Raw genomic sequence first — 13,058 nt, 5'->3', positions numbered from 1 at the left:
CCCCCTCCCCCGGGATTGCAGACGCCGCCCGGCCCGCCGAACGCCTACGACGAGAACCCGGTGGTGCCGCCCATCGGCCTGCAAGCGCCGCAGGTGCCGATCCCACCGCCGCCGCCGGCGCCGGGTGTGGCGACGGGCCCGGTCGCGCCGACACCGGCGGCCGCCGCTACGGGAGCGGGATCGTGACGGCCGCGAGGCGCGTGGCGACCGCACAATCGCTGCGCGCGTTCGGTTCCCGCACCCGGCGCACGGCCTTGAAGGGGGCGGCCGTCCTGAGCGCCGCGGCGGTGCTCACCTCGTGCGCGAAGTGGCACGGAATCGCGAACGTGCCGATGCCCGGCGGCCCGGGCTCCGGGCCCGGTTCCTACACCGTTTACGTGCAGATGCCCGACACGCTGGCCCTCAACGACAACAGCCGGGTGCGGGTGGCCGACGTCTTCGTCGGCACGGTGCGCGCGATCGAACTCAAGAACTGGGTTGCGACGCTGACGCTGCGGTTGGGCAAGAACGTGAAGTTGCCCAGGAACGCGACCGCCAAGATCGGTCAGACCAGCCTGCTGGGTTCACAGCACGTGGAGCTGGCGGCACCACCCAACCCGTCCCCGGAGCCACTGCGGAACGGCGACACCATCCCGCTGAAAAATGCGTCCACGTATCCGACGACCGAGCAGACGCTGGCGAGCCTCGCCATCGTGCTGCGCGGGGGAGGCATCCCGAACCTCGAAGTCCTGCAGAACGAGGTCTACAACGTCGTGAACGGCCGGGCCGACCAGATCCGCGCTTTCCTCGGCAAGCTGGATACCTTCACCGCCCGGCTCGACGAGCAACGCGCTGACATCACCCGGGCCATCGATTCCACCAACCGGCTGCTGTCGTACGTGGGTCCCCGCTCCGACGTGCTGGATCGGGTCCTCACCGAATTCCCGCCGCTGCTAAAGCATTTCGCCGAAAAGCAAAACCTTCTGATCAACGCGGTCGACGCGACGGGACGGCTCAGCGGGGTCGCCGACCAATACCTGTCGGCCGCGCGGGGCGACCTGCACCAGGACCTGGCGTCGCTGCAGTGCCCGCTGCGGGAACTCGGCCGCGCGGCGCCGTATCTGATTCGCGCGCTCAAGCTGATCCTCGTCCGGCCGTTCGACATCGACGCCGTGCCCAAGGCATTCCGCGGCGACTATTTCAACCTGTCGCTGACGCTCGATCTGACGATGAGCGCCGTCGACAACGCGGTCCTCACCGGGACCGGGTTCTCCGGGGCGCTGCGCGCGCTCGAGCAATCGTGGGGCCGCGACCCCGAAACGATGATCCCCGACGTCCGGTACACGCCGAACCCCAACGACGCCCCGGGCGGCCCGCTGGTCGAAAGGGCGGACCGGCAATGCTGACCCGTTTCATCAAGCGCCAGCTGGTCATGTTCGCCGTCCTCACGGCGATCACCGCGGTTGCGCTGGGCTGGTACTACCTGCAGATTCCCACTGCGATGGGGATCGGCCAGTACACGCTGAAGGCCGAGCTGCCCGCGTCGGGCGGGCTGTACAAGACCTCCAACGTCACCTATCGCGGCGAAACCATCGGCACCGTCACCGCTGTCGAGCCCACCGCCACGGGCGCCCGGGTCACGATGAGCATCGGCGACCGCTACAAGATCCCGATTGACGCGTCGGCGAACGTGCATTCGGTGTCGGCGGTCGGTGAGCAGTATCTGGACCTGGTGTCGGTGGGGAACCCGCGCCAATACTTCTCGCCCGGTCAGACCATCACCAAGGGCACCATACCCACCGAAATCGGTCCGGCGCTGGACGCGGCGAACCGCGGGCTGGCCGTGCTGCCCAAGGACAAGATCGCCTCGCTGCTCGACGAAACAGCCCAAGCCGTCGGCGGATTGGGCCCCGCCCTGCAACGGCTGGTCGATGCGACGCAGGCGATCGCAGGCGACTTCAAGACCAACATCTCCGACATCAACGACATCGTCCAAAACTCCGGGCCGATCATCGACAGCCAGGTCAACTCCGGTGACTCGATCGAGCGCTGGTCGCACAACCTGAACATTCTGGCCGCCCAGAGCGCGGAGAGCGACCAGCACGTGCAAAGCATCCTGACCCAGGCGGCGCCGACGGCGGATCAGGTCAACGAGGTGTTCGGCGACGTCCGTGAGTCGCTGCCGCAGACACTGGCGAATCTCGCGATCGTGTGGGACATGCTCAAGCGCTACCACAAGGGCGTCGAGCAACTGCTGGTCGCCTACCCGCAGGGCGCGTCGGAGGGCCAGACCGTGACGTCGGCCTTCCCGGGCTACGCGTCGCTGGGCACCTCGCTCACCATCAACCAGCCCCCGCCGTGTCTGACCGGGTTCCTGCCGGCGCCGCAGTGGCGATCTCCCGCGGACACCAGCCTGGCGCCGATGCCGTCCGGAACCTATTGCAAGATCCCGCAGGACACCGCCGCCAACGCCGTGCGCGGCGCGCGGAACCTGCCGTGTGTCGATGTCCCCGGTAAACGCGCCGCCACGCCGCGGGAGTGCCGCGACTCCAAACCCTACGTTCCGCTGGGCACCAACCCGTGGTACGGCGACCCCAATCAGATCGTCACCTGCCCCGCGCCCGCGGCACGCTGCGACCAGCCCGTGAAGCCGGGTCTGGTGATGCCCGCGCCGTCGGTCGACAACGGCCTCAACCCGGCACCGTCCGACCGGGTCGCGGGCACCCCACCCCCGATCAGCGATCCACTGCAGCGGCCTGGGTCGGGCAGCGTCGAATGCAATGGGCAACAACCGAATCCGTGCGTCTATACGCCCGGCGGTCCGCCCCCGGCCGTTTACCTTCCCCAGAGCGGCGAACTGGTGGGGCCCGACGGCGCCAAATACGCGGTGGAGAACTCGAGCAAAACGGGTGACGACGGCTGGAAGGACATGCTGGCGCCGCCGGCCGGCCGATGAACGACGGAGATCGGAGCGAAATGCGGAAAGCGATTGGCTTGGGCCAACTTCGGAGCAACGCATGCACATATCTCGAGCGGGTCGCCGCCGGGGAGAGTATCGACGTCGTGCGTCGCGGCAAGCTGGTGGCGCGGATCGTGCCGGTGGGTGACTTCAGGGTGGCTCCGATCCCGGCGCGATCCGTCCAACCCGCGGCGTCCGACGCCGGTGGGTGGGTCGGACTCGACGAACTGCGAACCCGGGCCGGGCGGTGCTTCGACCGGGTCGCGGCCGGGGAGACGGTCAACGTCGTTCGCGGCGGCCGATTACTGGCCCAGATCGTGCCCGCCGGTGGGGCGGAGCGGGCCCCCGTTCCGGCCGACCCGAGCGGCGGAATCGGGCTCGACGAACTGAGAAAGCGCGCGGGACGCTACTTCGACGAGGTCGCCGCGGGGCAGACGATCGGGGTCATCCGCGGCGGGAAGCTGGTCGCCCGCATCGTGTCGGTCGCCTAGCAGGCGCCGGCCGCTGGCCTCCCCCGCGGCGCGCGGAAGCTTTACCGTGGCGGCATTGTTGCGGCTGGTATGAGTGCGACGGGCTTCCACGAGGGCGAGACCGCGACGCAGCGTCGAGCCGGCGTGGAGGCCGAGGCCAGACGGCTCGAGGGCATGCTCCGTGCGTCGGGCCTGTCCGCAGGCGCCGAGGCGTTTCTCGGGTCACAACGGTTCGCCGCGATGACGGGACGCGACCACGACGGCGTCCTGTGGATCTCGCCGCTGGCGGGACCGCCGGGGTTCCTCCGCGGCGAGGACGACCTCCTTCGTGTGTCCGCGTTGCCCCGGGGCGGCGATCCGCTGCACGAGATCCCCGGCGGTCAACAGGTCGGACTCATCGCCATCGACTTCGCCACGCGGCGCAGGCTGCGGGTCAACGGCGAACTCGTCGATGCCGACGGCGCGGGTCTGACCGTGCGGGTCGACCAGTCATACGGCAACTGCCCCAAGTACATTCATCGGCATGCGATCGACGTTGCCGGGATGACCGGGCCCGTGTCACAGCGGCGCGCAACCCTGCTGGGCCCGACCGACCAAGCATTGGTTGCAGCGTCCGACACGTTCTTCCTGGGCACGAGCCATCCCACCCGCGGTAGCGATGCCTCCCACCGCGGCGGTCCACCCGGATTCGTCCGTATCGACTCCCCGACCCGGCTGTGGTGGCCGGATTTCCCCGGCAACAACATGTTCAACAGCTACGGCAACCTCGCCGTCGACGACGAGGCCGCCCTGCTGTTCGTCGATTTCGATACCGGCGCCGCACTGCACGTCACCGGGACCGCGCGCGTGCGGTGGACCACGCCGGGCGCGTCCGGTGACGATGGCGGCGTGGGTCGAAGCGTCGCATTCTCCGTTGGCGGCGTCGCCCGCTAACCCCCGAAAAATCCTCCGTCGGGCAGAGGGCGCCGGCAGATCGCGCGCGCCTCGGCGGAATCCAGCCCGAACAGGCCGAGGACCTTCTCGGTGGCGACGTCGGCGGCGTGCGCATCGTCGCGATCGGGGTCGTCCCGCAGGAGGTTGCCGAGCCCCAGCAGCGCACCGCCGGCCATGGCCAGGGCCAATTCGGGATCGTCGATCGTGAACCTCCCGGCCGCCATCCCGGCTTTGATGTCGCGCAGGGCGCGCGGCGCCAGACCCCGTTCCGACGACAACAGCTCCAGCCCGTTGGCCAGCAGGATCCTGCTCTCCTGCGGCCGGCGGCGAAACAGCCGGCCGGTCAGCCGGAAACTGGTGGCGAACGTCTCGGCAGGGTCCTCGATGGACTCGGTGAGCCGGTCGAGCAGGGCCCCGTAGGCATCGAGCACGTCGGCGACCGCGGCCTCGAACAGCTGCTCCTTGCTGTCGAAGTGGTTGTAGAAGGACCCCATGCCGACATCGGCGGCCTGGGTGATTTCCAGGACCGGCACGTTGACCTTGCCCTCGGCGATCAGCCGCTGCGCCGCCTGAACCAGCGCCGCCCGGGTGCGCCGCTTGCGGCGCTCCAGCCGGTTGACGGGCTCCACCATCGCATTCATCAACAGCAGTATGCCTCAGTGATGAGGATTTCGTCAGACCCTTGACTGAACGTTCTCTCGTATGTGACGATTTCGTCAGTTAGTTGGGAGTGTTCATGGATCTGACGGAAAGCGCCGACCGGCGCGCGCACAGCGAGCAGGGTGCGCGCCGGGGCGAGCATCCCGGCCGGTCGCGCAACCCGGTGATCAAGGTCGCCGACATCGCGTGGTTGGAGTTCGAGCGGCCGGACCTGGCGCGGGCCGAAGCCTTCGCCCGCGCGTTCGGCTTCCACACGGCGCGGCACACCGCCGACGAGCTGCAGTTGCGCGGCACCCAGGCGGGCGGTCCCTGCGTGATCGTGCGTCGGGGGCGGCGAAACCGGTTCACCGGGGCCGCCTTTCGCGCCCTAGACGAGACCGACGTCCATCGGTTGGCGGCCAACGCCGGTGCCACCGCGCGGCCACTGCCGGAGACCATCGGCGGCCTGGCGGTCGAGTTGTCCGACCCGAGCGGCATGCCGGTGAGAGTCGTCGCCGGCATGCACGAACTGCCCGAGTTGCCGGACCAACCGCCCCAGATCTTCAACTTCGGACGGGACGTCCGGCGCACCAACGCCGCTCAGCGTCCGCCCCGGGTGCCCGCGCGGGTGCAGCGCCTGGGACACCTGGTGGTGCAGTCGACCAAATACCTCGAGACGCTCAACTGGTACCTGGACAACCTCGGCATGATCGTCAGCGACTTCCTGTACTTCCCCGACCAACGTGACCGGGGGCCGACCATGAGCTTCATCCGGTGTGACCGCGGATCGACGCCGGCCGATCATCACACGTTGGCGATGGCCCTGGGGCCGGCCAACCGCTACGTCCACTCGGCCTATCAGGTCAGTGACCTCGACGCCCTGGCCGCCGGCGGCGAATACCTCAGCGCGCGGGGGTATTCCCGATCCTGGGGAGTCGGCAGACACATCCAGGGCAGCCAGATCTTCGACTACTGGCGTGACCCGGATGGTGACTTGTTCGAGCACTTCACCGATGGCGACCTGTTCGACAACACACTGGAGCCGGGCTGGGCGCCCTTCACCGCGTCCGGGTTGGCGCAGTGGGGGCCACCGGCCACCAGGGACTTCCTCGGAACCAACACGAGATCGGCTCCCCGCGAACTGGTTTCGATGATCACCGCGCTCCGCGCGCACAACGAGTTCGATGTCAATCGCATGGTCGGCCTACTGAAAGTCCCCGTCTCATGACCCTTTCCGTGCTGCACACCGCCTCCGAAACCGGCCACGCCTGGTGGCTCAAAACCGCCCAGGGTGCGATCAAGATCGACACCGACGCCACCAGCACCGGCGCGCTGCTGGCCGACCGGGCCGCCATCGAAGGGGCGGCCGCGGGCGCCGCCACCGTCCCCGTCGACACCCTCGAACTGGTCTCGCCGGTGACCCGCCCGTGCCGGGTCATCGCCCAGATGACCAACTACGAGTCGCACGTAAGGGACGCGGGCATGGATCCCGCGTCGACCCCGCTCACTTTCTTCCGCAAGGCGTCGGCGTCCATCTCCGGCCCCTTCGACGACATCGTGAAACCTCAGCACGTCAGGCTGCTCGACTACGAGGTGGAGATCGGCCTGGTGATCGGCCGTGCCGTTCCGGTCGGGACCGACATCTCCGACGCCAACCTCGGCGATTTCGTCGCCGCGCTGGTCGTCACCAACGACGTCTCCGCGCGTGACATCCAGCTCCCGCAGACCCAGTTCTACGAGGCCAAGTCGTATCCGACCTTCACCCCGGTCGGCCCCGAACTGGTGCTGCTCACCGCCGAAGAACTCAAGCGCTTCGGCGATCTGCGGCTGCGCCTGAGCGTCAACGGCCACGAACGCCAGAACGCCCTGGTCGAGGGCGACATGCTGTACCGGCCCCTGGAGGCGCTGCAGTCGCTCACCCAGTTCCAAGAACTCGCCCCGGGTGACCTGGTGCTCACCGGCACCCCGGCCGGCACCGCGCTGAGCGCCCCGCCGAAGCCCGTGCAGTTCATCGGAAACCTGCTGCCGCCCGCGATGAAGTGGAAGATGTTCTTCTCGCGCCAGGCGACCAACCGCAACTACCTGCACGACGGTGACGTCGTCGAGGCGTCGGTGGCCACCGACGACGGGGCCATCGATCTCGGAACGCAGCGCACCGCAGTCCGATTCGCGTGACCGACATTCAGCGGTTTCCCGTCGTGATCGTCGGCGCCGGACCTACCGGCGTCACTGCCGCCACGCTGCTGGCCCAGTACGGAGTGCACTGTTTGGTACTCGACCGCTGGCCCGGCGTGTATCCCCAACCACGCGCCGTGCACCTTGACGACGAGATCTATCGCCTCATCGCCCGCCTCGGGATCGCCGGCGAGTTCGGCGCGCTGTCGCGGCCCACACTGGGATTGCGATTGGTGGACAACCGACTCCGGACGCTCGCCGAGTTCAACCGCGACCCGGAGCACAGCGTGCACGGCTTCCCCCAGGCCAACATGTTCGACCAGCCGGAGCTGGAGGCCCTGCTGCGCGTCAACCTCGAGCGGCACCCCGCCGCCCGACTGCGCGGGAACGCCGAAGTCACCGACGTCGCGGTGGGCGAGACGTCGATCCGGGTCACCTTCACCGACCGCTCCGACGGCCGCGTCCATCGGGTCGACGCCGGCTACCTGCTGGGCTGCGACGGCGCCAACAGCGTAGTGCGGGCCGCGATCGGATCGACCATGCGGGACTTGGACTTTCAGCAGCGCTGGCTGGTGGTGGACGTGGCGAGCGAGGCAGACCTGGGCCAGTGGGACGGCGTGCACCAGGTGTGTGACCCGAACCGCGCCGGTACCTACATGCGCATCGGACCGGCCCGCTACCGGTGGGAGTTCCAATTGCTGGCCGGCGAAACGGCGAGCGACTTCGGCACCATGGAGCGGTTGCTTCCGTTGATCGAGCCGTGGACCCGCACCGTGCCCGTCGGCGAGCTGACCCTGTTACGGGTTACCGAGTACACATTCCGCGCGCAGATCGCCGACCGCTGGCGCCACGGGAACGTCTTCCTGCTCGGCGACGCGGCGCACCTCACTCCCCCGTTCATCGGGCAGGGCATGGGAGCGGGGCTGCGCGACGCGGCCAACCTGGCGTGGAAGATCGCCGGCGTCCACCACGGCACCCTGGCCCCGGATGTGCTGGACACCTATGAGCGGGAACGCAAACCACATGCCCGATCCATGATCCGGCTGGCGCTCGGCGTCGGTTGGGCGATGACGGGCGGCGGCCGCCTGGGCGATGCGGCGCGCCGCGCGGTGTTGCCTCGGCTGCGGCTCGTCCCCGGCCTGCGCGACAAGGTCGTCGACTCCAGGACGCCGGCGCTGCGCCGTTCCGCGCTGGTGCACAGGTCCGTGCGGCGGCCGTGCCGGCTCGCGGGCACCCTGTGCCCCAATCCGGCGCTGCGCGACGGTCGCCGGCTGGACGACGTGCTTGGCCCCGGTTTCGCGTTGATCAGCGCCGCTCGCCTGAGTGTGGCCGACGAGGCGGCGCTGCGGCGGCGCGCTGTCGCGGTGCTGGTCGCCGAGGCCGGCAGCCCGCTGGCGGCGTGGCTACGCCGCCACCGCGCCACCGCCGCGTTGGTGCGCCCCGACCGGACCGTGGCGCGCGCCGGGCGTGACGTGGCCGCCCTTTGCGCGTGGACGGCCGGCGTGCTTTCGCCCGCCGCGGATCAAGACGACGTCGACGGCCGGGCGACGATCACCGGTATCCGCACCGAGTGCAACACCGCGTTGCTGACCGATCCCAACAACAGGGCGCCGAGACCACCGCGTCCGTGACTGCCCACCACGACCAGCTGAGCGAATTCGGACTTCTCGGCGAGCTGTCGGGCCGGCTGGTCGCGTTCGACCAATCGCTGCACCGACACGTCGGGATAGCGTTCCTGCCAACCCGCCAAATTCTCGGCGAGGCTGCGCTGCGCCTCCTCTTCCAGGGACGTCCAATCCGACTCCGGGAGTTCGGTGATGGCCACGTCGCTCCACGAGTGCAAGGCCATGACGTCGACGCCGCGGCGGGACGCCTCGTCGAAGGCGACCGCGGTGGCGAGCTCGGAGGCCGGCGATCCATCGATGCCCACCAGCACCGGCGCATCCGGCCTGTCCGGCAGCTCGTCGCCGTGGATGACGGCCACCGGGCAATGCGCGTTGCGCACCACCGTCGCGCTGACCGAACCGAGCACCCCCCGGGCCAGCAATCCTCGCCCCGCCGTGCCCACCACAACCATGTCCGCCTCGTCGGACATCTTGATCAGGGCGAGCGCCGGGCTCGAGTAGACGAGCTCCCGGTTGATAGCGACCCTTCGATCGGCCGGTAGTGCCTCCTCGGCGAGCTTGATCGCGTGCATGATCGCCTTCTTGCCCTCGTCCTCCAGCCGGATCGCCAGAGATTCGGGGTACGGGACCGGCGGCCAAGTGGCGGTGGGTGTGCTCACCGCGTGGACGACCGTCAGCGGCACTCGCCGCATCCCGGCTTCGCGGGCGGCCCAGATAGCGGCGGCGTTCGATGCCGGCGAGCCGTCGACCGCGACGACGATGCCGCGCTGTTGGTCAGGTGCTGACATTTCGTTCTCCCTCCATCACGACCGACGCTATTGACCCCAGGGGTCTTCGGTCGTGAGGCTTAAGTCCCTAACCGGCGGGACGGAGGGCTGTTACGGCACCCGTTCAAGTCGCCTTAACGCCACGGTCACCCACCGGTTAGACGCGACGGCGCTGCAACTGCGCGATCACCCAGAACGGCAACGCCACGAACAGTGTGCCGCCGATCAGGTTCCCCAAAGTGGTGACCCCGAGGTTGGTGAGCAAGCCGTGTTCGCCGACGCCCCAACTGATCCCGCCGCGCGGCGCGGCCGGATGAAACAGGTTGAGCAGCAAGGGGAGACCGAGGAAGCCGACGTTGGCGATCACGTGCTGGGTTCCGCCGATCACGAACGCGAACGGCCCGTAGAACGCGAACGTCATCCGGGCGACGTCGCTGCGCGCCTTGAAGAACATGCACATCGAGGTCTGCAGGAACCAGGTGCACACCACGGCAAGCAGCACGGCGGTCCAGAATGGCTGGCCGGCCTTCTGCGCGGCCACGGCAGCCGCCCGCTCGGCGAAGGCGCCCAGGTAGGGGCCTCCCGCGGCGCCGCAGACGGTGACGAACACCAGCGCCCCCAGGATGTTGCCGAACAGACCGACGCCGACCAGAAAGGCGTAGCCGCCGACCTTCATCGTGCGGTTGAGGACGGCGAGAAACCCCGCGGCCATGTCGGCGGTGATCAGCGACATGCCGGACACCAGAATCAGAACGAAGGACATCCCGAACGCCAGACCCATCAACAGGCTTGCGACACCGGGGGTCTTGACGCCGGTGCTCACCATCAACGCCAGCAGCGCCCCGAACGCGACCATCACACCGCCGACCAGCGAGCGCACGAGGAACGCCCACGGGTGGAGGGTTTTCTCCACGGCCATGGCGGCCACGCGGTCGACCATCGCGCCCACGCTGAGCGGCTCGAACGGGTCGTCGGCGGCGGCGTCAGTCGTGACGCCGGCGGGAGAGGCGACGTCGGGCGTCGGCGTTTCGCGTTCCAGGTGCGGCGCCTGCGCGTTGATCGTCATCGGTGTTCGCCTTTCCGTAAAGCGTTGATCGCATTCATGACCCCGACGATGTGCTCCTCGGTGAGCCGCTCACCCTCGAAGACGTGGCTGAGCAAGATCTTGAGGTCGACCATTTGCTGCAGGTAGGTCAGGCACGGGGGGCACTCGTCGAGATGCTTGGCGACGATCGGGCCCCAGTGCCGGGGGTGGGAGTCGACGAGTTCGTCGACGAGGCGGACGAAGTCGACGCAGTCGATCGCCGGAACGGTGTTGTCGTGGACGGTCATCGGCGATACCGCTTTTCCAATTCGTTGCGAAGATTTCCCCGCGCGCGGTAGAGCAGCGCCCGCTGCCCTTCGGCGGTCAGTTCGAGAAGTTCGGCGGCCTCTTCGGCCGAGGTGCCGACGATGTCGCGCAGGATGACCAGTTGCCGTTGCCGCTCGGGCAGCCCGTGCAGCGCCGTGCGCACATACCCGATCAGCTCGTTCTCGACGGTATGGTCCTCGGGCAGGAAGCGCCGCGACGGCGGAACGCTCCAGTGCCCCGCGTCCGGATGGCCGGCGGGATGCATGCGGCCCGCCAGGGGGTCGACATCGTCCGCCGACAGCACCTCGTGGTCGCGGATGCGGGATTCGCGGCGCCGGTGCCGCGAGGCCGTGTTCTTGACGATCCCGAACAGCCAGGTGCCGATCGAGGAACGTCCCTCGAATGAGTGCGCGGACTGCAGAACCTGCAACCAGGCCTCCTGCACCGCCTCTTCGGCGACCGTCGCCGAATCGACCATGGTGCGGGCGAAGTTGACCATCGGACGGTGGAAGTCGCGGACCAGCTCGGCCAGCGGAATGCCGCCGACCAGGGGTTCGGATTCGGTGCCCCCCGGCGGCACCGCCACCGGGGTCACCATCGTCTCGCGCTCACGCGCATGCGGCCAGTTCCCAGCGCAGTTGCCCCTCGGACGGGGACTGGACGGGGATGAACGCCGCCTCCCGATAGCGGCGACTCGCCGCTGTCCTGCTCGCATACCCCTTGCCGCCGGCGGTCCGGATTTCCAGATCCGCTCCGGCACTGGATAATTCGGCGGCAGTAAGGCGCAGCGACAACAGCTCCTTCTTGCTGGGCGACCGCTCCCCTCCCACCGCCGCGGCCAACTCCGCCAAAGTCGCTTCCGCGGCGGTGAGCCTTTCCGCGACATGGTCGACCTGGGCGCTGAAAACCGAGTTCACCCCGCTGAGGCCGGTTTTGGCCTGCGCCACCGCGGTCCTGGTGAGCCCCAGGCACATCGCGGATTGCAAGACCAGAAACGTGGGGCGGACGGCCTGCAGATAGCCCTCGAAGTCGCGTGACAGCACCTGCTCCGGGGGAACGTGGGCGGCGGTCAGGTTCAGGTACGACGAGGCCGTGCTACCCATCGCCAGCAGGTCGAAGTGATCGCCCACCCGCACCCCCGGGGTGTTCAGCGGCAAGGCTACGATCAGCCTTTCGCCCGCCTCGGTGCGCACCGCGGTCACCAGGGTCGAGTCGGGGTAGAGGTTGCTCGCCCACCGGATGGGCCCGGACACCGCGTAGCCGCCTTCGACCGGTGTGGCCTTCAGCTCCAGACTTCCGCAGCCCGCCGCCTCCTTGAACGCCGACGCCATGCCGGTGACCCCCAGCGTGGTTCCGGAAAGCAGCGGCTGGGCCGCGGCGATGCTGAAAGGCGTTGCCGCCGTGAGCAGATACTCGACCGCCATCCGGTGGGCCCACAACGAGAACCCGGTGCTCATGCATTCCCCGGAGATCAACCGGATCACCTCGGCCATCTCGGGGAGCCTGCCGTCGGCGTTGGCGGGGGCGCCCACGCCGAGCAGGCCGGCCGCCCCGAATGCGGCGAAACTGCGCCGCGACTGCTGCTCGCCGCGGTCCAGCACCCCGGCATGGGCCCGGATGTCTTCCAACAATTCGACATCCATCTGGCCGGCCGCCGAATCCATCGTCGCCGTCATCCCGATACCTCCTGGGTCGAGTGCTTCCACGCGTAGTCGAGGAACTTGCCGTCGAATGTGACGACCACTCTGTCGCCTCCGGGGTCCGGGCGCCGCTGCACGCTCAGCTGAAAGTTGATCGCGCTCATGATGCCGTCGCCGAATTCCTCGTGGATGAGCTCCTTGATCGCCGGGCCGTAGACGGCCAGTGCCTCATGGAACCGGTAGATCGTCGGGTCTGTCGCCATGGTCGCATCGGAACCCCGATACGGCATCATTTGCAGCACCGCCACCGCCTCGTCGTCGAGGTCAAGGAGCGATGCGACTGTCGCCGCGTCGGCGGCCGAGAGCGGATGCTGCCCGAGCAGCGCCGCGACCGTCCATACCGGGTCCTTGCCGATCGATGCGGCGATCTTCGCCCAGCTCAATCCCCGCTCGGCGCGGGCCAGCCTGACCACCCCGCCGAGCTCCTTCTTCGTCAATGTAGTTGCCACAGCGGTCTTCC

Annotated in this window: 14 protein-coding genes and 1 pseudogene; 8 read left to right on the top strand and 7 right to left on the bottom strand. The window is 68.7% G+C overall.

What is annotated here, in order from left to right:
* The 5 genes and pseudogenes from BST44_RS14070 to BST44_RS14050 form a co-directional block, all read left to right on the top strand.
* Positions 1-186 (top strand): annotated as a pseudogene (locus BST44_RS14070) (mammalian cell entry protein); the annotation flags it as partial.
* A 68-nt stretch (positions 187-254) separates the two neighbouring features.
* Complete coding sequence (locus BST44_RS14065; RefSeq protein ID WP_439330722.1) at positions 255-1,385, top strand: virulence factor Mce family protein; 1,131 nt, start codon at positions 255-257, stop codon at positions 1,383-1,385.
* Positions 1,379-2,935: an MlaD family protein gene (locus BST44_RS14060; protein ID WP_083177710.1), complete on the top strand. Its 1,557-nt coding sequence runs from the start codon at positions 1,379-1,381 to the stop codon at positions 2,933-2,935. The genes BST44_RS14065 and BST44_RS14060 overlap by 7 nt, the downstream gene beginning before the upstream one ends.
* 20 nt (positions 2,936-2,955) lie before the next feature.
* Positions 2,956-3,429: a type II toxin-antitoxin system Phd/YefM family antitoxin gene (locus tag BST44_RS30655; protein ID WP_208619793.1), complete on the top strand. Its 474-nt coding sequence runs from the start codon at positions 2,956-2,958 to the stop codon at positions 3,427-3,429.
* Positions 3,430-3,498: 69 nt separating this feature from the next.
* Positions 3,499-4,341, top strand: a complete 843-nt coding sequence (locus BST44_RS14050; RefSeq protein ID WP_083177708.1) for a pyridoxamine 5'-phosphate oxidase family protein — start codon at positions 3,499-3,501, stop codon at positions 4,339-4,341.
* Here the strand turns inward: BST44_RS14050 and BST44_RS14045 are convergent.
* Positions 4,338-4,982: a TetR/AcrR family transcriptional regulator gene (locus tag BST44_RS14045; RefSeq protein ID WP_083177707.1), complete on the bottom strand. Its 645-nt coding sequence runs from the start codon at positions 4,980-4,982 to the stop codon at positions 4,338-4,340. The two genes, BST44_RS14050 and BST44_RS14045, sit on opposite strands and share 4 nt — an antisense overlap.
* Positions 4,983-5,077: 95 nt before the next feature.
* Between BST44_RS14045 and BST44_RS14040 the strand changes: the two genes are divergently transcribed.
* From BST44_RS14040 to mhpA, 3 genes are read left to right on the top strand one after another with little or no spacing between them, the layout of a single operon-like run.
* A complete protein-coding gene (locus BST44_RS14040; RefSeq protein ID WP_083177721.1) occupies positions 5,078-6,208 on the top strand; it encodes a VOC family protein in 1,131 nt (376 codons plus the stop codon).
* Entirely contained in the window at positions 6,205-7,155 is a 951-nt protein-coding gene (locus BST44_RS14035) for a fumarylacetoacetate hydrolase family protein (protein WP_083177706.1), read from the top strand. Before BST44_RS14040 ends, BST44_RS14035 begins: the two co-directional genes overlap by 4 nt.
* Positions 7,152-8,786 (top strand): bifunctional 3-(3-hydroxy-phenyl)propionate/3-hydroxycinnamic acid hydroxylase MhpA, encoded by a 1,635-nt coding sequence (gene mhpA / locus BST44_RS14030; RefSeq protein WP_208619792.1) that lies wholly within the window; start codon positions 7,152-7,154, stop codon positions 8,784-8,786. The genes BST44_RS14035 and mhpA overlap by 4 nt, the downstream gene beginning before the upstream one ends.
* On the opposite strand, the gene BST44_RS14025 is transcribed toward mhpA, so the two are convergent.
* The 6 genes from BST44_RS14025 to cynS all read right to left on the bottom strand — a co-directional run bounded on the left by BST44_RS14025 (position 8,678) and on the right by cynS (position 13,047).
* On the bottom strand, positions 8,678-9,568 hold the full coding sequence (locus BST44_RS14025; protein ID WP_083177704.1) for a universal stress protein: 891 nt from the start codon (positions 9,566-9,568) through the stop codon (positions 8,678-8,680). The genes mhpA and BST44_RS14025 overlap by 109 nt on opposite strands.
* Positions 9,569-9,704: 136 nt before the next feature.
* Positions 9,705-10,613: a formate/nitrite transporter family protein gene (locus BST44_RS14020; protein ID WP_083177703.1), complete on the bottom strand. Its 909-nt coding sequence runs from the start codon at positions 10,611-10,613 to the stop codon at positions 9,705-9,707.
* Positions 10,610-10,879, bottom strand: a complete 270-nt coding sequence (locus BST44_RS14015) for a hypothetical protein (RefSeq protein ID WP_083177702.1) — start codon at positions 10,877-10,879, stop codon at positions 10,610-10,612. Before BST44_RS14015 ends, BST44_RS14020 begins: the two co-directional genes overlap by 4 nt.
* A complete protein-coding gene (locus BST44_RS14010; RefSeq protein WP_083177701.1) occupies positions 10,876-11,496 on the bottom strand; it encodes an RNA polymerase sigma factor in 621 nt (206 codons plus the stop codon). The genes BST44_RS14015 and BST44_RS14010 overlap by 4 nt, the downstream gene beginning before the upstream one ends.
* A gap of 10 nt (positions 11,497-11,506) precedes the next feature.
* Positions 11,507-12,574: an acyl-CoA dehydrogenase family protein gene (locus BST44_RS14005; protein WP_083177700.1), complete on the bottom strand. Its 1,068-nt coding sequence runs from the start codon at positions 12,572-12,574 to the stop codon at positions 11,507-11,509.
* On the bottom strand, positions 12,571-13,047 hold the full coding sequence (gene cynS, locus BST44_RS14000; protein ID WP_065445364.1) for a cyanase: 477 nt from the start codon (positions 13,045-13,047) through the stop codon (positions 12,571-12,573). The genes BST44_RS14005 and cynS overlap by 4 nt, the downstream gene beginning before the upstream one ends.
* Positions 13,048-13,058: the final 11 nt, after the last annotated feature.

The organism is Mycobacterium scrofulaceum (genome assembly GCF_002086735.1).
GTDB classification, from domain to species: Bacteria; Actinomycetota; Actinomycetes; order Mycobacteriales; family Mycobacteriaceae; genus Mycobacterium; species Mycobacterium scrofulaceum.
This window is presented reverse-complemented; position numbering and strand designations above follow the sequence as displayed.